The organism is Pseudaquabacterium pictum (assembly GCF_005403045.1).
Classification (GTDB): domain Bacteria; phylum Pseudomonadota; class Gammaproteobacteria; order Burkholderiales; family Burkholderiaceae_C; genus Pseudaquabacterium; species Pseudaquabacterium pictum.
In genome coordinates, this window is sequence record NZ_BJCL01000021.1 from 61,707 (window position 1) to 81,195 (window position 19,489).

Annotated in this window: 17 protein-coding genes and 3 tRNA genes; 8 read left to right on the forward strand and 12 right to left on the reverse strand. The window is 72.2% G+C overall.

Going from position 1 to position 19,489, the window contains the following annotated elements; all coding sequences use genetic code 11:
• Positions 1 to 6: 6 nt before the first annotated feature.
• The 12 genes from tuf to FFT10_RS25025 all read right to left on the reverse strand — a co-directional run bounded on the left by tuf (position 7) and on the right by FFT10_RS25025 (position 9,138).
• Positions 7 to 1,197, reverse strand: a complete 1,191-nt coding sequence (gene tuf, locus FFT10_RS24970) for an elongation factor Tu (protein ID WP_137735591.1) — start codon at positions 1,195 to 1,197, stop codon at positions 7 to 9.
• Positions 1,198 to 1,250: 53 nt separating this feature from the next.
• Positions 1,251 to 1,325: transfer RNA gene (locus FFT10_RS24975), tRNA-Thr, on the reverse strand.
• Between the two features lie 81 nt (positions 1,326 to 1,406).
• Positions 1,407 to 1,480: transfer RNA gene (locus FFT10_RS24980), tRNA-Gly, on the reverse strand.
• Positions 1,481 to 1,586: 106 nt separating this feature from the next.
• Positions 1,587 to 1,672 (reverse strand) — tRNA-Tyr (locus tag FFT10_RS24985).
• 71 nt (positions 1,673 to 1,743) lie between these two features.
• Positions 1,744 to 2,448, reverse strand: a complete 705-nt coding sequence (locus tag FFT10_RS24990) for a uracil-DNA glycosylase (RefSeq protein WP_137735621.1) — start codon at positions 2,446 to 2,448, stop codon at positions 1,744 to 1,746.
• Between the two features lie 69 nt (positions 2,449 to 2,517).
• Positions 2,518 to 3,306: an indole-3-glycerol phosphate synthase TrpC gene (trpC, locus tag FFT10_RS24995; protein WP_137735604.1), complete on the reverse strand. Its 789-nt coding sequence runs from the start codon at positions 3,304 to 3,306 to the stop codon at positions 2,518 to 2,520.
• Positions 3,303 to 4,337: an anthranilate phosphoribosyltransferase gene (gene trpD / locus FFT10_RS25000; RefSeq protein WP_137735605.1), complete on the reverse strand. Its 1,035-nt coding sequence runs from the start codon at positions 4,335 to 4,337 to the stop codon at positions 3,303 to 3,305. Before trpD ends, trpC begins: the two co-directional genes overlap by 4 nt.
• A gap of 24 nt (positions 4,338 to 4,361) precedes the next feature.
• Positions 4,362 to 5,396, reverse strand: a complete 1,035-nt coding sequence (gene ltaE / locus FFT10_RS25005) for a low-specificity L-threonine aldolase (RefSeq protein ID WP_137735606.1) — start codon at positions 5,394 to 5,396, stop codon at positions 4,362 to 4,364.
• A gap of 17 nt (positions 5,397 to 5,413) precedes the next feature.
• The gene (locus tag FFT10_RS25010; protein ID WP_137735607.1) at positions 5,414 to 5,998 is read right to left on the reverse strand and encodes an aminodeoxychorismate/anthranilate synthase component II; all 585 of its coding nucleotides are present in this window, start codon (positions 5,996 to 5,998) and stop codon (positions 5,414 to 5,416) included.
• 1 nt (position 5,999) lies between these two features.
• Positions 6,000 to 7,490 (reverse strand): anthranilate synthase component I, encoded by a 1,491-nt coding sequence (trpE, locus tag FFT10_RS25015; protein WP_137735608.1) that lies wholly within the window; start codon positions 7,488 to 7,490, stop codon positions 6,000 to 6,002.
• A 275-nt stretch (positions 7,491 to 7,765) separates the two neighbouring features.
• Positions 7,766 to 8,455 (reverse strand): phosphoglycolate phosphatase, encoded by a 690-nt coding sequence (gene gph / locus FFT10_RS25020; protein ID WP_137735609.1) that lies wholly within the window; start codon positions 8,453 to 8,455, stop codon positions 7,766 to 7,768.
• 50 nt (positions 8,456 to 8,505) lie between these two features.
• Positions 8,506 to 9,138 (reverse strand): response regulator, encoded by a 633-nt coding sequence (locus FFT10_RS25025; RefSeq protein WP_162520915.1) that lies wholly within the window; start codon positions 9,136 to 9,138, stop codon positions 8,506 to 8,508.
• Between the two features lie 74 nt (positions 9,139 to 9,212).
• Between FFT10_RS25025 and FFT10_RS25030 the strand changes: the two genes are divergently transcribed.
• The 8 genes from FFT10_RS25030 to FFT10_RS25065 all read left to right on the forward strand — a co-directional run bounded on the left by FFT10_RS25030 (position 9,213) and on the right by FFT10_RS25065 (position 19,369).
• The gene (locus tag FFT10_RS25030; RefSeq protein WP_162520916.1) at positions 9,213 to 11,264 is read left to right on the forward strand and encodes an ATP-binding protein; all 2,052 of its coding nucleotides are present in this window, start codon (positions 9,213 to 9,215) and stop codon (positions 11,262 to 11,264) included.
• 112 nt (positions 11,265 to 11,376) lie between these two features.
• Positions 11,377 to 11,970, forward strand: coding sequence for a chemotaxis protein CheW (locus FFT10_RS25035; protein WP_137735612.1), 594 nt, complete (start codon positions 11,377 to 11,379; stop codon positions 11,968 to 11,970).
• Positions 11,967 to 12,311: an STAS domain-containing protein gene (locus FFT10_RS25040; RefSeq protein ID WP_137735613.1), complete on the forward strand. Its 345-nt coding sequence runs from the start codon at positions 11,967 to 11,969 to the stop codon at positions 12,309 to 12,311. The genes FFT10_RS25035 and FFT10_RS25040 overlap by 4 nt, the downstream gene beginning before the upstream one ends.
• Positions 12,308 to 14,428 (forward strand): chemotaxis protein CheA, encoded by a 2,121-nt coding sequence (locus FFT10_RS25045; protein ID WP_228027303.1) that lies wholly within the window; start codon positions 12,308 to 12,310, stop codon positions 14,426 to 14,428. The genes FFT10_RS25040 and FFT10_RS25045 overlap by 4 nt, the downstream gene beginning before the upstream one ends.
• Positions 14,429 to 14,468: 40 nt before the next feature.
• Positions 14,469 to 16,874, forward strand: coding sequence for a methyl-accepting chemotaxis protein (locus tag FFT10_RS25050; RefSeq protein WP_137735614.1), 2,406 nt, complete (start codon positions 14,469 to 14,471; stop codon positions 16,872 to 16,874).
• 16 nt (positions 16,875 to 16,890) lie between these two features.
• Entirely contained in the window at positions 16,891 to 17,706 is an 816-nt protein-coding gene (locus FFT10_RS25055) for a CheR family methyltransferase (protein WP_137735615.1), read from the forward strand.
• A complete protein-coding gene (locus FFT10_RS25060) occupies positions 17,703 to 18,263 on the forward strand; it encodes a chemotaxis protein CheD (protein WP_137735616.1) in 561 nt (186 codons plus the stop codon). Before FFT10_RS25055 ends, FFT10_RS25060 begins: the two co-directional genes overlap by 4 nt.
• Positions 18,260 to 19,369, forward strand: coding sequence for a protein-glutamate methylesterase/protein-glutamine glutaminase (locus tag FFT10_RS25065; RefSeq protein WP_137735617.1), 1,110 nt, complete (start codon positions 18,260 to 18,262; stop codon positions 19,367 to 19,369). Before FFT10_RS25060 ends, FFT10_RS25065 begins: the two co-directional genes overlap by 4 nt.
• Positions 19,370 to 19,489: the final 120 nt, after the last annotated feature.

A 19,489-nucleotide genomic window follows, 5' to 3' on the forward strand; every position in this document is an offset into this window, starting at 1 on the left:
TTGCAATTACTCGATGATCTTGGCGACGACGCCGGCGCCGACGGTGCGGCCACCTTCGCGGATGGCGAAGCGCAGGCCTTCTTCCATCGCGATCGGCGCGATCAGCTTGACCGTGATGCTGACGTTGTCGCCAGGCATCACCATTTCCTTGTCCTTGGGCAGCTCCACCGCGCCGGTCACGTCCGTCGTGCGGAAGTAGAACTGCGGACGGTAGTTGTTGAAGAACGGCGTGTGGCGGCCGCCCTCGTCCTTGCTCAGCACGTAGATCTCGGCCGTGAAGTGCGTGTGCGGCTTCACGCTGCCGGGCTTGCACAGCACCTGGCCACGCTCCACGTCTTCACGCTTCGTGCCGCGCAGCAGGATGCCCACGTTGTCGCCGGCCTGCCCCTGGTCCAGCAGCTTGCGGAACATTTCCACGCCGGTGCAGGTGGTCGTCTGCGTGGCACGGATGCCCACGATCTCGATCGACTCGCCCACCTTGATGATGCCGCGCTCGACACGGCCGGTCACCACGGTGCCGCGGCCCGAAATCGAGAACACGTCTTCCACCGGCATCAGGAACGCGCCGTCCACCGCGCGCTCGGGCGTGGGGATGTAGCTGTCCAGTGCGTCGGCCAGCTTCAGGATGGCCTGCTCGCCCAGCGGACCCTTGTCGCCTTCCATCGCCAGCTTGGCGCTGCCGTGCACGATCGGGGTGTCGTCGCCCGGGAAGTCGTACTTGCTCAGCAGCTCGCGCACTTCCATCTCGACGAGCTCCAGCAGCTCGGCGTCGTCCACCATGTCGCACTTGTTCAGGAACACGATGATGTAGGGCACGCCCACCTGGCGGGCCAGCAGGATGTGCTCACGCGTCTGGGGCATCGGGCCGTCAGCGGCCGAGCACACCAGGATCGCGCCGTCCATCTGGGCGGCGCCGGTGATCATGTTCTTCACATAGTCGGCGTGGCCCGGGCAGTCCACGTGCGCGTAGTGACGGTTGGCCGTCTCGTACTCGACGTGCGCGGTGTTGATCGTGATGCCACGCGCCTTCTCTTCCGGCGCCGCGTCGATCTGGTCGTACGCCTTCGCCTCGCCGCCGAACTTCGATGCCAGGATCGTCGTGATCGCCGCCGTCAGCGTCGTCTTGCCGTGGTCCACGTGACCAATCGTGCCCACGTTCACGTGCGGCTTGGTCCGTTCAAATTTGCCTTTTGCCATGTTGCGCGCTCCTCGCGATCAAACAGGAATGACTGAAAACGTCAGGAAAGATTTGGTGCCCTTGGCGGGAATCGGACCCGCGACCTCCCCCTTACCAAGGGGGTGCTCTACCACTGAGCCACAAGGGCATCGACACAGGCCTGGACTGACTGGCAACCCAGGCCGGTGCCGACACAGCACCAACTTCTTCTACACCACCACCCGAACGCTGGAGCGGGAAGCGGGAATCGAACCCGCGTCATTAGCTTGGAAGGCTAAGGTTCTACCATTGAACTACTCCCGCGACGTGACGCCATCGGTTGCCATCGCTGGCACCCGACCCGTCGCCGGTCTTGTCGCCTGCTGCCAGCCAGCGTTCACGCCAGCAACAGACCATCAAAAATTCGCCTTGGTGGAGGAGGCTGGATTCGAACCAGCGTAGGCGTAAGCCAACAGATTTACAGTCTGCCCCCTTTAGCCACTCGGGCACCCCTCCGCGGCGAACTCGGGACTATAGCAGAACTCGCGGCGAAAGCACAAATGGCGCGCTGCGATGGTGGCGCCATGTCAGGCCGACCAGTCGATGGCGCGCCCCCCTCGGGCCAACAGGAAGTCCCGCACCTGGGTGAAATGCCCGCAGCCGATGAACGGCACCGGCGGCCGGCGCGCCGACAGCGGCGACGGATGGTTGGCCTGCAGCACCAGATGCCGGCCACTGCCGGCCGCTTGGATCAACCCGGCCTTGGCCTGGGCGAAGGCGCCCCACAGCAGGTAGACCTTGTCGCCAGGATCGCTGGCGGTGGCCTGGATCAGCGCATCGGTCAGGGCCTCCCAGCCCTGGCCGGCATGGGCGGCGGGCTGGCCATCCTCCACCGTCAGCACGGTGTTGAGCAGCAGCACGCCCTGGCGCGCCCAGCCGGCCAGGTGGCCATTCGGCGGATGCGGCACGCCCAGGCTGCGGGAAATCTCGCCCAGGATGTTGCGCAGGCTGGGTGGCGGCTTGACACCGGCCGGCACCGAGAAACACAGCCCTTCGGCCTGGCCGGCGCCGTGGTACGGATCCTGGCCCAGCAGCACCACCCGCACCGCGGCGCGTGGTGTCAGCGCCAAGGCGCGCAGCGGCGCGGCGGGATAGATGCAGGCGCCGGCGGCCTGCCGTTCGGCCATGAAGGCCTGCAAGCGCTGGCCGTCGGGGGACGCCTGCCAGGTCCGGACCACCGGCGCCCAGTCGGCGGGCACCTGGGCCAGCACCTCCGCCAGCGGTTGCAGCAGTTGGTTGACCGCCGGCTCGGGCGGGAACAGCGCGGCGCTGCCGCCGGTCGACGTGGCGGCCACCGCGGCTCAGCCGAACACCGCGGCCAGCGCGGCGCCGGGGTCGTCGGCGCGCATGAAGGTCTCGCCGACCAGGAAGGCCTGCACGTTGGCGGCGCGCATGCGCTGCACGTCGGCACTGCCGCCAATGCCCGACTCGGTGACCAGCAGGCGATCGGCCGGCACGCGGGGCAACAGGCCGAGCGTGGTGTCCAGCGTGACCTCGAAGGTCTTCAGGTTGCGGTTGTTGATGCCCAGCAGCGGCGTCTTCAGACGCAGCGCCCGGTCGAGCTCGTCGCCGTCGTGCACCTCCACCAGCACGTCCATGCCGAGCTGGAGCGCGCAGGCCTCCAGCTCGGCCATCTGCGCATCCGACAGGCAGGCAGCGATCAGCAGGATGCAGTCGGCACCCATGGCCCGGGCTTCCAGCACCTGGTAGGGGTCGACCATGAAATCCTTGCGCAGCGCCGGCAGCGGGCAGGCGGCGCGGGCCTGGCGCAGGTAGTCGGCATGGCCCTGGAAGAAGGACTCATCGGTCAGCACGCTGAGGCAGGCCGCGCCGTGGCGGGCGTACGTGGCGGCGATGTCGGCAGGCACGAAGTGTTCGCGGATCACGCCCTTGCTGGGGCTGGCCTTCTTGATCTCGGCGATCACCGCCGGCTGGCCGGCCGCCACCTTGGCGCGCAGTGCCGCCGCAAAGCCACGCGGCGCAGCCTGCGCAGCGGCCTGCTCCCGCAGCGCCGCCTCGCCCACACGTGCGCGGGCGGCCGCCACTTCCTGCCATTTGACGGCGACGATCTGGTCGAGGATGTTGCTCATGACGCAGCCAGCGCCTTGCTGCGGTCGACGAAGTGGTGCAACCGGGCCAGCGCCTGGCCGGATTCCAGCGCCTGGCGCGCCAGGGCCACGCCGTCGACCATGCTGGCGGCCACGTTGGCGGCGTACAGCGCCACGCCGGCGTTCAGGATGACGATGTCGCGCGCCGGGCCGGGCTCGTTGTTCAACACGGCCATCAGCAGCGCCTTGCTTTGCGCCACCGTCTCCACCTTCAGCGAGCGGCCGCTGGCCATGGTCAGGCCGAAATCCTCGGGGTGGATCTCGTACTCGCGGATGCCGCCGTCCTTGTACTCGCCCACCATCGTGGCCGCGCCCAGCGAGACCTCGTCCATGCCGTCGCGGCCGTAGACCACCACCGCATGTTCGGCGCCCAGGCGCTGCAGCGCGCGCACCTGGATGCCCACCAGATCGGGGTGGAACACACCCATCAGGATGTTGGGCGCATCGGCCGGGTTGGTCAGCGGGCCCAGGATGTTGAAGATCGTGCGCACGCCCAGCTCACGCCGCACCGGGCCCACGTTCTTCATCGCCGGGTGGTGGTTGGGCGCGAACATGAAGCCGATGCCGGTGTCGGCGATGCAGCGGGCGATGGCCGCCGGCGTCAGCGTCATCGGCACGCCCAGGGCTTCCAGCACATCGGCGCTGCCGCTCTTGCTGCTGACGCTGCGGTTGCCGTGCTTGCTGACCCGCGCGCCGGCCGCCGCCGCCACGAACATGCTGCAAGTGCTGATGTTGAAGGTGTGCGAGCCATCGCCACCGGTGCCGACGATGTCGACCAGGTGCGTGCGGTCGGCCACGTCGACCTTGGTGGAGAACTCGCGCATCACCTGCGCGGCGGCGGTGATCTCGCCGATGGTCTCCTTCTTGACGCGCAGGCCGGTGAGCAGCGCCGCCATCATCACCGGCGACATCTCGCCGCCCATGATGCGGCGCATCAGCGCCAGCATCTCGTCGTGGAAGATCTCGCGGTGCTCGATGGCGCGGGTCAGGGCTTCGGTGTCGGTGATGGGCATGGGGTCAACCTTGGTGTTCGACGATCACTGCAGGGCGCCGCGCAGCACCTGCACGGCCTGGTCGATCTGGGCGGTGGTCACATCGAGGTGGGTGACCAGGCGCAGCCGCTGGGCACCGGTCAGCAGCACGCCCTGGGCTGCGGCGCGGCGCACCGCGGCCGCGCCGTCGATGGGCGGGGCCAGATCGAGGAAGACGATGTTGGTGTCCGGCGCCACCACCGCCACGCCGGGCAGGCCGGCCAGGCCCTCGGCCAGGCGGCGCGCGTTGGCATGGTCGTCGGCCAGGCGATCCACATGGTGGGTCAGCGCATGGTCGGCCGCGGCGGCCAGCACGCCGGCCTGGCGCAGGCCGCCGCCCAGCATCTTGCGGTGGCGGCGGGCGCGGTGAATCAGGTCAGCCGACCCAACCAGGGCCGAGCCCACCGGCGCGCCCAGGCCCTTGCTGAAGCAGACCGACACGCTGTCATACAGCCCGGCGATGGCCCGCGCGGCGGCGACCGCATCGCCGCCGTGCTGCGGCGCGCACGCCACTGCGGCGTTGAACAGCCGGGCGCCGTCCAGATGGGTGGCCAGGCCGTGCTGGCGCGCCAGTGCCGTGGCCTGCTGCTGCCAGTCCATCGGCATCACCCGGCCGCCGATGGTGTTCTCCAGCGCCAGCAGCCGGGTGCGGGCGAAGTGCAGGTCGTCGGGCTTGATCGCTGCGGCAATGTCGGCCAGCGCCAGCGTGCCGTCGGCCTGGTGGGCGATGGGCTGGGGCTGGATGCTGCCCAGCACCGCCGCGCCGCCGCCTTCGTACTTGTAGGTGTGGGCGTGCTGGCCGACGAGGTATTCATCGCCGCGGCCACAGTGGGCCATCAGCGCGCACAGGTTGCTCTGCGTGCCGCTGGGCATGAACAGCGCGGCTTCCTTGCCCAGCAGCGCGGCAATGCGGTCCTGCAACGCGTTGACCGCCGGGTCGTCACCGAAGACATCGTCGCCCACCTCGGCCGCCGCCATGGCGGCGCGCATGGCCGGCGTGGGGCGGGTGACGGTGTCGCTGCGCAGGTCGATCACGGTCATGGCGTCAGCCTCCGGGCTCAACGGCCGAGGTTCAGGAAGTTGCGCAGCATCGCATGGCCGTGTTCCGACAGGATCGATTCCGGATGGAACTGCACACCTTCCAGCGGCGTGTCGGTGCCGGCCAGGTCGCGGTGGCGCACGCCCATGATCTCGCCGTCCTCGCTGGTGCTGGTGACGACCAGCGCCTTCGGGCAGGTGGCGCGCTCGATCACCAGCGAGTGGTAGCGGATCACGCTGAAGGCCTTGGGCAGGCCCAGGTACACGCCCTGCTGGTCGGTGGTCAGCGTGCTGGCCTTGCCGTGCATCTGCTGCTGGGCGCGGATGATGTGGCCGCCCAGCGCCGCGCCGATGCTCTGGTGGCCCAGGCAGACGCCCAGGATGGGCAGCTTGCCGATGAGCTCACGCACCGCCGGCACACACACACCGGCCTCGGCGGGAGAACACGGCCCTGGCGACAGCACCAGGTGGCTGGGCTGCAGCGCCGCGATCTCGGCCGGGGTGATGGCGTCGTTGCGGATCACCTTGACCTCTTGCCCCAGCTCACCGAAGTACTGGACCAGGTTGAAGGTGAAGCTGTCGTAGTTGTCGATCATGAGCAGCATGTCAGAAGCCCTCCTCGACCAGCTCGGCCGCACGGATCAGCGCCCGCGCCTTGTGCTCGGTCTCCTTCCACTCCATCTCGGGCACGCTGTCGGCCACCACGCCGGCTGCCGCCTGCACATACAGGGTGTTGTTCTGCACGATGCCGGTGCGGATGGCGATGGCCACGTCCATGTCGCCGGCAAAGCTGAGGTAGCCGCAGGCGCCGCCGTAGATGCCGCGCTTCACCGGCTCCAGCTCGTCGATGATTTCCATCGCCCGGATCTTGGGCGCGCCGGTCAGCGTGCCGGCCGGGAAGGTGGCGCGCAGCACGTCCATGTTGCGCATGCCGTCCTGCAGGATGCCTTCGACGTTGCTGACGATGTGCATCACATGGCTGTAGCGCTCCACCACGAAGGCCTCGGTCACCTTGACCGTGCCGGTCTTGGCGATGCGGCCGATGTCGTTGCGCGCCAGGTCGATCAGCATCAGGTGCTCGGCACGCTCCTTGGGGTCGGCCAGCAGGTCGGCCTCGGTGGCCTTGTCATGCTCGGGGCTGGTGCCACGCGGCCGGGTGCCGGCCAGCGGGCGGATGGTGATCTTGTCGCCCTCGGGCGTGCTCTCGTGCCGCACCAGGATCTCGGGCGAGGCGCCGACCACCTGGAAGTCGCCGAAGTCGTAGAAGTACATGTACGGGCTGGGGTTCAGGCTGCGCAGCGCCCGGTACAGGCTGAGCGGGCTCTCGGTGTAGCGTTTCTTCAGGCGCTGGCCGATCTGCACCTGCATCATGTCGCCGGCGGCGATCAGCTCCTTGCTCTGCAGCACGGCGGCGATGTAGTCGTCCTTGCGGAACTCGCGCTCCACCGGGTGCGACGGCCCGCGCTTGACCGGCGGCGCCGTGACCGAATAGCGCAGCTTGTCACCCAGCTCGGCCAGCCGGCGCTTGGCGGTGAAGTAGGCCTCGGGCACCTTGGGGTCGGCGTAGACGATCAGGTACAGCCGGCCCGACAGGTTGTCGATCACCGCCAGTTCCTCGGTCTGCAGCAGCAGGATGTCGGGCGTGTCCAGGCCGCCGGTCTTGCGGGTGGCGGCCAGCTTGGGCTCCATGAAGCGCACCGCGTCGTAGCCGAAGTAGCCGGCCAGGCCGCCGCAGAAGCGCGGCAGGCCCGGCCGCAGCGCCACCTTGAAGCGGGCCTGGTAGTCGGCGATGAAGTCCAGCGGGTTGCCGGCATGCTGCTCGACCACGACGCCATCGGTCACCACCTCGGTCAGCGTGCCGCCGCCGTCCAGCGCGCTGGCGCGCAGCAGGGTGCGGGCCGGCAGGCCGATGAAGGAATAGCGGCCGAAGCGCTCGCCACCGACCACCGATTCCAGCAGGAAGCTGTTCGGCGCGCCGCCGGCCAGCTTCAGGTACAGGCTGAGCGGGGTTTCCAGGTCGGCAAAGGCCTCGCTGAGCAGGGGAATGCGGTTGAAGCCCTGGGCGGCCAGGCTCTTGAACTCAAGTTCGGTGATCACGGTGCACAACTCCTGGAGAGCCCGGTGCGCGGCGGCCGCAAGCGGCGTTTCAGGCGCGGGCCGGGCGGTGCTGATGGCAGCGGTGCGGGTGGTGCGGCAGCAGGACGCTGCGGTGAAGCGCGCCACCCGGTGGCGAGGCCTGCGCGGGGCCGGCAGCGGGCCCTCAGCCCACGTGGTGCGGCACCCGGCGGCCGGTCAGACCGAGGCGGTGCAGCGTCGCCAGGGCCAGGCTCCCCGGTCGGACGACCCTTTGGTCTGAATGCGCGCGATGAACATCATTCGAGTGTAGCAGCGGGTCCACCGGGCAGGCCGGGCCAGCGCAGGGCGGCAAGGCTGTCGATCACCGCATCAGGCGCGGCCTCTTCCACCGGCCGCCCGTGGTTGTAGCCGTAGTTCACCAGCACCACCGGGCAGCCGGCAGCGCGGGCGGCCTGGGCATCGTTGCTGCTGTCGCCCAGCATCAGCGTGGCCGCAGGCGGCGTGCCCAGCGCGCGGCAGGCTTCCAGCAGCGGCAGCGGGTCCGGCTTCTTGCGGGCGAAGGCATCGCCGCCGAACACCTGGCGGAAGAAACCGTCCAGCCCGGTGGCCGCCAGCAGCGGCCGGGCGAAGGCGCCGGGCTTGTTGGTCAGGCAGACCAGCGGCAGGCCGGCGGCCTGCAGGCGCTGCAGGCCGTCCCGCACGCCCGGGTAGACGGTGGCGTGCTGGCCGTTGATGGCCAGGTAGTGGCGCTGGTAGGCGGCCCAGGCACGCTCGTACAGCGCAGCATCGGCGCCGACCTGGGCCAGGGTGCTGCGGATCAGGTGCTCGCTGCCCTTGCCCACGGTGCGGGTGATGAAGGCGCGGTCCACCGGCGGCAGCCGCAGCTCGGACAGCGTGGTGTTCAGCGCGGCGTCGAAGTCGCCGACGGTGTCGATCAGGGTGCCGTCGAGGTCGACGATGGCGGCTTGCAGGGGCAAGGGGTTCAAGGCGGCGGGGCGGTCGGGTGGCGGGCCGCCGATTGTGGCGAGGCGCGCCCTCAGACCAGGCCCTGGCTCACCGCGTAGCGGGTGAGGCTGGCCACATCGTGCAGGTCCAGCCGCTGGATCAGCGCGCTGCGGTGGAACTCCACCGTCTTCACGCTCAACCCCAGATCGCGGGCGATCTGCTTGTTGCCCAGGCCGCGCGCCAGGCCGCGCAGCACCTCGCGCTGGCGGCTGGTCAGCGGGTCGGCCGGCACGGCGGGTGCCTGCACAGCCGCCATGGCCACGTCGGGGCTGATGTACGGCCGGCCGGCCGCCACGCAGCGCAGGGCCTGGGCCAGCTCGTCGAGCACGAAGTCCTTCGACACGAAGCCGGCCACGCCCTCGGCCAGGGCCTGGCGGGCATGGGCGGCGCTGGCATGGCTGGTCAGGATGACCACCCGCAGTGCCGGGTGCTGCGGCCGCAGCGCCCGGGCCACGGCCAGGCCGTCGGCGTCGGGCATCTGCAGGTCCAGCAGCAGGATGTCGGGTGCCAACGCGGCGCAGGCCGCCAGGCACTGGGCGCCGTTCTCGGCGCTGCCCACGCAGCGGAAGCCGGGCATCTGTGCCAGCAGCGCGGCCACGCCGGCGCGCACCAGCACCTGGTCATCGGCCACCAGCACGCGCATGGCAGGGGATGTGTCGGTCATGGTCGTGGAATCTCCCGCATCTTCCGGTTGTCGGCAGCGCCGGCGCGGTCTGCAGCGCCCGCACACTCCGGGGCGTGACATCGCACCGCAACCGCCGTCCGCCGCCACTGCCGGGCGCCGCCGCCGCACTGGCCGCGGCTGGCGCGGGCCGCTGGCGCCTGGAAGGCGGCCGTCTGCACCTGGACGCCGCCGCGCGCCGGCTGCTGGGCACCAGCGCGGCGCGCTTTGCACTGGCACCCTGGCTGCAGCGCCTGCTGCCCGCCGATGCCCAGGCACTGCAGGCGGCGCTGGCCGGGCCGGCGGCGCAGTTCTCGCTGGCCATCGACAGCCCTGCCGGCCGGGTGCAGCTGCGCGGCAGCCGGCGCACCGGGCACTGGCTGGGCCTGGTGCTGCCGGCCACCGGCCAGGAGCCTGCCGAGGCCTCCTACCGCGTCCGCGAGGCCTTCTTCGCCAGCGTCAGCCATGAGCTGCGCACGCCGCTGCATGCGGTGCTGGGCTTCACCCGGCTGGCGCAGCAGGCGGCAGCCGGCACGCCGGCACAGCGCCACCTGCTGCCGATCGCCCAGTCGGCCGGCATGATGCTGCGCGTGGTCAACGACCTGCTGGACCTGGCCAGCCTGGAGGCCGGCCGCCTGGAGATCGACCCCGACCAGCTGTTCGAGCCGCTGGCCCTGGCGCTGCGCCTGGGCAGCCTGGCCGCCGGGCTGCGGCAGGACAAGCCAGTGCGCATCTACACCACCGTCGATCCGGCCTGCCCGGCGCGGCTGCGTGGCGATGCCGGCCGCATCGCCCAGGTGCTGCTGAACCTGCTGGCCAATGCGCTGAAGTTCACGCCGCGCGGCACGGTGGTGCTGGCCTTCCGGCTGCGCGCCCACCACGGCGACCGGGTGACGCTGCGCGCCGCGGTGTCCGACACCGGCCTGGGCATCGCGCCGGACGCGCTGCCGCGCATCGGCGAGGCCTTCGAGCGCGCGACCGACCCGCACCGCCCGCGCGCCGATGGCAGCGGCCTGGGCCTGGCGGTGGTGCGGCGGCTGCTGCAGCTGCACGGCACCCGGCTGCAGATGGCCTCGGTACCCGGCGGCGGCACCACCTGCTGGTTCGACCTGGACCTGCTGCTCGACAGCCAGCCCGAGCCGCCGCCGGCGCCGGCCGACACCGCCGCCTTCAGCGCCGACCGGCGGCTGCTGGCCACCCTGGCCACACAGTGGCGGGCCCACGGCCGGGCGCTGCTGCCGGCGGCCGCCGCCGGCCAGGCCGCCTGCTGGGTGGTGGACACCGCCGCGGCCGATGCCACCGACCGCATCGCCCAGGGCCGGCAGGCGGGCCGGCGGCTGCTGCTGGTCAGCGCCGAGCCAGTGGCCGAAGGCAGCGGTGTGCACCCCCTGCCGCTGCTGCCGGCGGCCGCCTTCGAGCCCTCCGCCGCACCTGCCGGGCCGGCCCTGCCGTTGCTGGACGGCCTGCATGTGCTGCTGGTGGAGGACAACCCGCTGGCCCAGCGCATGGTGGTGGCGCTGCTGGAGCCGCTGGGCGCGCGCACCGTGGTGGCGGATGACGGCCGGCAGGCGCTGGCGCAGTTCAGCCGCCAGCATGTGGACGTGGCCCTGCTCGACCTGGACCTGCCCGACCAGCGCGGCCTCGACCTGGCCCGCAGCCTGCGGGCCCGGCCCGGCGGCGCCCGGCTGCCGCTGGTGGTGCTGAGCGCGCACATCGACGCGGCCGACCGCCTGGCCGCCCAGGGCCTGGGGGTGCTGGCCTGTCTGGACAAGCCGGTCGATGCCGACCGCCTGCTGCAGCTGCTGGCCGCGCTGCCGCGGGCCGGTGCCGACTCCGCACCGGCGCCACCTGCCGACCCACCACCCCGGACCACCGCGCCGCAGCCCGACCTGGCCGCACTGTTCAGCCAGCAGTGGCCGGCGCTGGAAGCCGCCATCACCGGCGCAGCCGACGCCGCCGCGCTGCGGCGCGCGGTGCATGCGCTGCGCGGCTCGCTGGCCTTCGTGGGCGATGCCGCGCTGCGCCAGCTGGCGCGCACCGTGGAGACCGGCCTGGCCGACGGGCAGCCGGCGGCCGGCCTGCCGCTGGCTGCCCTGCTGCAGCACAGCCGCGCCCTCGCGGCACGCTGACCCGACTGGCGGACCCCGGGTGACGACCCGGGTCGCCACCCGGGTGACGCTGGGGTGGCCGGCGCAGGGGGGCGTCCACAGAATCGGTGCCAGACCAGGAGGCCCGATGGACATGCAGGTTCCCCACCCGGTGCGGCAGGCCGCGACCACCGCCGCGAATTCCGGCACCACCACCACCGCAGCCGCCACCACCGCGGCACTGGCCAGCGCCCGCGCTGGCGGCGGTGCGCAGTTCCTCACCTTCTCGGCGGCCGGCGCCACCTATGCGCTGGGCATCGCGGCGATCAAGGAGATCATCGAATTCGGCCACATCACCGCCGTGCCGCTGATGCCGCCGTTCATCCGCGGCATCATCAACCTGCGCGGTGCGGTGCTGCCGGTGATCGACCTGGCTGCCCGCCTCGGCTTCGACTGCGCCACCCCCGATCGCCGCACCTGCGTGGTGGTGGTGGAAGTGGCCCAGGGCAGCGAGGTGGGCGAGCTGGGCCTGGTGGTCGACGGCGTCAGCGAGGTGCTGGAGCTGGACCCGGCCGCGCTGGAGCCGGCGCCCAGCTTCGGCGCCACCATCCGCAGCGACTTCATCAGCGCGATGGCCCGCATCCGCAACCGCTTCGTCATCGTGCTGCGGCTGGAGCAGGTGCTGTCGATCGACGAGGTGTCCAGCCTGGCCCGGCTGGACGGCACTGCCGCACGGGTGGCCGCATGATCACGCTGCATCCGGCCCGGGACGACCAGGCCGCGCGCCTGGTGGTCGACGGCGAGCTGACGGTGCTGCAGGCCGCCGAGGCGCAGGCCACGCTGCTGGGCCTGTGCCCGCCGCTGGCCGGCCAGCCGCTGCAGATCGACCTGGCCGGTCTGGCGCCGGCCGACACCGCCACGGTGCAGCTGCTGCTGGCGCTGGCGCGCAGCCTGCAGCAGCAGGGCACGGCGGCGCAGCTGCAGGCCTGCCATCCGGCGCTGCTGTCGCTGGCCGCGGTGCTGGGCGCCGCAGGCAGCGGCCGCTGCTGCGGCCTGCCGTTCGACGCCACCACCGGAGCCACCGCATGATGGACATCGACCTCAGCGAAGCCTTTGCCGCCTTCCTGGTGGAGGGGCGGGAGCTGCTGCAAGCCCTGGAGCAGGGCTTCCTGCAGCTGGAGCAGGGCCACGACCGCAACGACCCGGAGCTGATCAACGCGCTGTTCCGCGCCGCCCACACCATCAAGGGCTCGGCCGGCATCGTGGGCATTCCCAGCCTGGGCCGCTTCACCCACCACCTGGAGACGCTGCTGGACCGGGTGCGCGACGGCGAGCCGCTGCTCGACGACAACCGCCTGACCCTGCTGCTGCGCTGCTGCGACCACATCGGCCGCCTGCTCGACCTGGCCGAGGCCGGCGACACCCAGGGCCTGGGCCTGGGCGCGCAGGAAGCCGCGCTGCTGCAGGGCCTGGCCGTGCCCCAGACGGCCGGCCACGCGGTGGCGGCCCCCGCACCGGCGCCGGCCGCCACGCCCGAGGCCGGCCACGGCTTCCGGCTGTGGGCGGTGTTCGGCGCCGACAGCCTGCGCGACGGCATCGACCCCGGCATCGCCCTGCACTACCTGGGCGAGCAGGTGCAGATCGCCGAGAGCTGTCTGCTGACCGACCTGGTGCCCGCGCTGGCGGCGCTGGATGCCGAGGGCTGCTGCACCGCGCTGGCCCTGCGGGCGACCGACGGAAGCCCGGCGCAGGCCCTGTCGGCGCTGGAATTCTTCGGCGACGGCACACTGCTGGCGGTGTGCGGCAGCGACAGCGCGCCGGCGGCCGTGCACGCCGCGCTGCAGCCGCTGCGCGACCGGCTGGGCGACGACGCGCTGCAGCCCTGGCGCGATGCCGGCCTGGTCAGCGCCGCCGAATGGGCCGGCCAGGCCACCCCGGCCGCCGCAGCGGCCGCCGAGCAACCGGCCGATGCACCCGCCGATGCCCGCCCGGCCGAGGCCGCCGGTGGCCACCGCGCCGCCGCGCCGCAGCGCTTCGTGCGGGTGCCGGCCGACCGGCTGGACCAGCTGATCCTGCAGGTCGGCGAGCTGGTGATCGCCGGCGCCACCGCCGACGTGCTGGCCCGCCGCCACACCGACCCCAAGCTGCAGGAGAGCCTCAGCCACCTGGCCGAGCTGATCGACACCATCCAGTCGGGCACGCTGCAGCTGCGCATGGTGCCCATCGGCGAGACCTTCAGCCGCTTCCAGCGCGTGGTGCGGGACGTCGCGCTGGACCTGGGCAAGTCGATCGCGCTGGACATCGTCGGCGGCGACACCGAGCTGGACAAGGCCCTGGTCGAGCGCATCGGCGATCCGCTGATGCACCTGGTGCGCAACGCCATGGACCACGGGCTGGAGACACCGGCCGAGCGCCTGGCCCAGGGCAAGCCGGCCCAGGGCACGTTGCGGCTGCGCGCCTTCCATGACTCGGGCAACGTGGTCATCGAGGTCAGCGACGACGGCCGCGGCCTGGACCGCGCCCGCATCGCCGCCAAGGCGGTGGCCCGCGGGCTGATCGCCAGCGCCGACGGCATGAGCGACAGCGAGGTCCACCAGCTGATCTTCGAGCCCGGCTTCTCCACCGCCGAGCAGGTGACCAGCCTGTCGGGCCGCGGCGTGGGCATGGATGTCGTCAAGCAGGCGATCGAGGCCCTGCGCGGTGCCATCAGCCTGCAGGCCCGGCCCGGCCAGGGCACGCTGGTGCAGCTGCGCCTGCCGCTGACGCTGGCCATCATCGACGGCTTCATGGTCGGCGTGGACCAGGCCCGCTTCATCCTGCCGCTGGACCTGGTGGTCGAGTGCATCGAGCTGCCGGCCGACGCGCTGCAGCCCGACGCGCCGAACTACCTCAACCTGCGCGGCGAGGTGCTGCCCTATGTCTGCCTGCGCCAGGCCTTCCAGATGGACGGCCAGCGCGGCAAGCGCCCCAGCGTGGTGGTGGTGCGCTCGGGCGAGACCAAGACCGGCGTGCTGGTCGACAGCCTGCACGGCGAGATCCAGACCGTGATCAAGCCGATGAACCGCATCTTCCGCCACCTGCGTGCCGTCAGCGGCACCAGCATCCTGGGCAGCGGCGACATCGCGCTGATCCTCGACCTGCACCAGCTGGTGCAGGGCGCGGTCGACCGCGCCGCCCGCGGCACTGCCCTCCCCATCGCCGCCTGAGCGCGGCTTTCCGTTCCAACCGCCCTTTCCGGGAGATCCCATGAGCACCATCGACATCCTCTTCGGCCGCCAGACCTCCCGCCTGGCCGACTGGTCGGCCCAGGCCATCGAGCGCCTGCACGCCGGCGGACCGGGCGCCGACCTGGCGCCCGAGGCCTTCTCCGGCAGCGCACGCACGGCCGCGCAGATGCTCCAGCACTGGCAGACGCTGGCGCTGCAGCAGCGCGATGCGCTGGCCCACCAGCAGCTGGCGCTGCAGGGCTTCCTGGTGGCCGAGTTCGACAGCCGCGGCAGCCTGCTCAGCGCGAACGAGCGCCTGTGCCAGCTGCTGGGCTGGAGCGCCGCCGACCTGGGCGGCCGACTGGCCACGCAGCTGCTGGCGCCGGCCGACCGCGATGCCGCCGAGCAGCGCACCTGGTGGGACCGCCTGGCCGCCGGCAAGGCCGACAGCGGCACCTACCTGGCCACCGGCCGCGACGGCCGCGAGTGCTGGCTGCAGGGCGGCTGCACGCCGCTGCCGGCCGCCGCCGGCAAGCCGGCACGGGTGCAGCTGGTGGCCATCGACACCACCGCGCTGCGCCAGCAGGCGGCCGACCTGCAGGGCCAGGTGGGGGCCATCGGCAAGTCGCAGGCGGTGATCTCCTTCGACCTGAAGGGCCAGGTGCTGGAGGCCAACGAGAACTTCTGCCGCACCCTGGGCTACACGCTCGACGAGATCCGCGGCCGCCACCACAGCCTGTTCTGCGACCCGGTCTACCGCGACAGCGCCGACTACCGCGCCTTCTGGGAGCGGCTGGCCGCCGGCCAATTCGACGCCGGCCAGTACAAGCGCATCGGCAAGGGCGGGCGCGAGGTCTGGATCCAGGCCACCTACAACCCCATCCTCGATGCCCAGGGCCGACCGTTCAAGGTGGTGAAGTTCGCCACCGACATCACCGCGACCAAGCTGCGCAGCGCCGACCTGGAAGGCCAGAACGCCGCCATCGGCAAGTCGCAGGCGGTCATCGAGTTCGACCTGAAGGGCAACGTGCTGTCGGCCAACGAGAATTTCTGCAAGACCGTGGGCTACACGGCCGACGAGGTCAAGGGCCGGCACCACAGCATGTTCATGGCCAACGGCGAGGCCGACAGCCCCGAGTACCGCCGCTTCTGGGAGCGCCTGGGCGCCGGCGAGTACGAGACCGGCCAGTTCCGCCGCGCCGGCAAGGGTGGCCGCGAGATCTGGATCCAGGCCAGCTACAACCCGATCTTCGACATGAACGGCCGGCCGTTCAAGGTGGTGAAGTACGCCACCGACATCACCGAGCGCACCATCGCCGCACGCGAGTTCGAGAGCGAGCTGCAGCGCGTGGTGGGCGCGGCCTGCGCCGGCGACTTCAGCGAGCGCTTCAACGTCGACAACAAGACCGGCTTCTTCCGCGAGGTGGCCGGCCGCACCAACGAGCTGGTGGGCACCGTCGACAGCGCGCTCACCGACATGAAGGACAGCCTGGGCGCGATGGCCGAGGGCGACCTCACCCGCACGCTGGACCGGCCGCAGCCCGGCCTGTTCGAGGAACTGCGCACCGCCCTCAACGACACCCTGGCCCGGCTGCGCCAGATCATCAACGACGTGCGCGGCAATGCCGACGCGCTGGCCTCGGCAGCCACGCAGATCTCGGGCACCTCGCAGAGCCTGTCGCAGGGCGCCACCGAGCAGGCCGCCAGCGTGGAGGAGACCTCGGCCGCCGTCGAGCAGATGACCGCCTCGATCAGCCAGAACGCCGACAACGCCAAGGTGACCGACGGCATGGCCCGCAAGGCCGCCGGCGAGGCCCGCGACGGCGGCGACGCCGTGGGCGAGACGGTGGGTGCGATGAAGAGCATCGCGCAGAAGATCGGCATCATCGACGACATCGCCTACCAGACCAACCTGCTGGCGCTGAACGCCGCCATCGAGGCGGCCCGGGCCGGTGAGCACGGCAAGGGCTTCGCGGTGGTGGCCGCCGAGGTGCGCAAGCTGGCCGAGCGCAGCCAGGTGGCGGCGCAGGAGATCGGCGCCCTGGCCACCGGCAGCGTGAAGACCGCCGAGCGCGCCGGCGGCCTGCTGGCCGAGATCGTGCCGGCGATCAAGAAGACCAGCGACCTGGTGCAGGAGATCACCGCCGCCAGCGACGAGCAGTCCACCGGCGTCAGCCAGATCAACACCGCGATGAGCCAGCTCACCCAGCTGACCCAGCAGAACGCCGCCGGCAGCGAGGAACTGGCCGCCACCGCCGAGGAGATGACCGCCCAGGCCGAGAAGCTGCGCGTGCTGATGGGCTTCTTCCAGACCGGTTCGGCCGAGGCCGGCCGCAGCAGCGCGCCGCCGCTGCGCGAGCCGCAGCGCAGCCACCGCCATGCCCCGGCCGCAGCGATGGCGGACGACGGCAAGTTCCGTCGCCAGCGCAGCAGCATGGCGCGCTGAGCGGGGGCACGCAGCCATGACCGGCGAGCAGATCAGCGATGTGGAGTTCGACCGCCTGCGGCGCTTCTTCCACGCGGCGTCGGGCATCCGCCTGGCCGACAGCAAGAAGGTGCTGGTCTGCGGCCGCCTGTCGCGGCGGCTGCGCCACCACGGCTTCAGCGACTACCGCAGCTACCTCGACCTGGTCGAGGCCCCCGGGCAGCAGGCCGAGCGCCAGCTGGCCATCGACCTGCTGACCACCAACGAGACCCACTTCTTCCGCGAGCCGCGCCACTTCACCCTGCTGCGCGAGGAACTGGCCCGCATGCTGCAGGCCGGCCTGCGCGGCCCGGTGCGGCTGTGGAGCGCCGCCTGCTCCACCGGCGAGGAGCCCTACAGCCTGGCCATGACCCTGGCCGAGACCCTGGGCGAGCGGCCCTGGAAGGTGCATGCCTCCGACCTGTCGGCCCGGGTGCTGGCCGATGCGCAGGCGGGCATCTTCAATGCCCAGCGCGCCGCCGAGGTGCCGCCGGCACTGTCGCAGCGCTACCTGCTGGAGGGCTTCGACGAGTGCGACGGCCTGTACCGGGTGGATCCCGCGCTGCGCCAGCGGGTCAGCTTCCAGCAGATCAACCTGATGCAGCCGCTGCCGGCGCTGGAGCCGTTCGATGCGGTGTTCCTGCGCAATGTGCTGATCTACTTCGACACCGCCGCCAAGAAGCGCATCGTCGAGGCGGTGGTGCAGCAGCTGCGCCCGGGCGGGCTGCTGTTCATCGGCCACTCCGAGACGCTCAACGGCGTGACCGATGTGGCGCAGGCCGTGGTGCCCACCGTCTACCGGAGGCCGGCATGAGTGCCCAGACCGCCCCCTGCCGCCAGGCGCTGGAGACCACCGGCGTCGCCGAGCCCGGCCACCTGGGCGCCGACGGCATCTTCCTGCGGCCGGGCGACTGGGCCTTCGGCAGCGGCGGGCTGCGGGTGTCCACCTTGCTGGGCTCCGGCGTGGCGCTGGTGCTGTGGGCGCCGCGGCTGCGCCTGGGCGCGGTGTGCCACTGCCTGCAGCCGGAGCGGCCGGGCGGCGTGCTGCAGACCACCCGGCTGGACGGCCGCTACGGCGGTGATGCCGGCCTGTGGCTGGAGCGCCGCCTGGCCGACGCCGGCTGCGGCTGGCAGGACCTGCAGGCCATGCTGGCCGGCGGCGCGCAGGTGGGCGCGCCGGCGGGCGCTCGGGCCGGCACGGCCGACGGCGCCGCCAACATCGCCTGGGCCCAGCAGTGGGCCGCCCGCCACGGCCTGCCGCTGGTGCAGCAGGACGTGGGCGGCCGGGTGCTGCGCCGGCTGAGCCTGAACCTGGCCGACGGCCAGCTCACCGTGGCCCATGGCGGCCACTTGCCGGTGGTGCAGCCATGAGCGGTGCCGCCACGCCAGTGCGGGTGCTGGTGGTCGACGATTCGGCCGTGGTGCGTCAGGTGCTGGGCAAGCTGTTCAGCGAGGCGCCCGGCTTCCGCCTGCTGGCCGCCTGCAGCGACCCGCTGTTCGCCCAGCGCGCCATGGCCACCGAATGGCCCGACGTGGTGGTGCTGGACGTGGAGATGCCGCGCATGGACGGCATCAGCTTCCTGCGCCAGATCATGGCCAGCCGGCCGACACCGGTGGTGATCTGCTCGACGCTGACGACCCGCGGCGCGCCGACCACGCTGCAGGCGCTGCAGGCCGGCGCCTACGAGATCGTCGAGAAGCCCGGCACCGGCCTGCGCGACCACCTGGTCGAGCAGGGCCGCCACCTGCTGCAGGTGGTGGCCCAGGCCGCCGGCGCCAACGTGCAGGCGCTGGCGCGGCGGGCCACGGCGGCCGCGCCGCCCCCGGCAGCACAGCTGCCGGCCGACCTGGCCGCGCCGGCGGCGCCCGCAGCGGGCGGCGCGATGGTGCAGACCACCGAGCGCATCGTCGCCATCGGCACCTCCACCGGCGGCACGGTGGCGCTGGAGGAACTGCTGCAGCGCCTGCCGGTCAACGCGCCGGGCCTGGTGATCGTGCAGCACATGCCCGAGCATTTCACCGAGACCTTCGCCAACCGGCTGGACAGCGTGTGCCAGATCCGCGTGCGCCAGGCCGCCGACGGCGACCGCATCCTGCCCGGCCTGGCCCTGGTGGCGCCGGGCGGCCGCCACCTGCAGGTGCGGCGCCAGGGCGCGCAGTACCACGCGGTGGTGCGCGACGGCCCGCCGGTCTCGCGCCACCGGCCCAGCGTCAATGTGCTGTTCTCGTCGGTGGCCGCGCACGCCGGCCGCAATGCGGTGGGCATCATCATGACCGGCATGGGCGACGACGGCGCGCGCGGCCTGCTGGAGATGAAGACCGCCGGCGCCACCACCTTCGCGCAGGACGAGGCCAGCTGCGTGGTCTTCGGCATGCCGCGCGAGGCGATCAAGCTCGGCGCCGTCGACCAGGTGCTGCCGCTGTCGGCGCTGGACGGCGCCGTCACCGGCCGGGTGCGCGCGGGCCGGGGCCGCTGACCAGCCAGACACCGGCCAGACGATGGGCCGCCCCGGCCGGGGCCGCACAATGCCGGCATGCCGATGCCGCCTGCCCGCCCCCGCCCCCCCGGCGCCCGGCCGACCGGCCTGCCGGCGCGG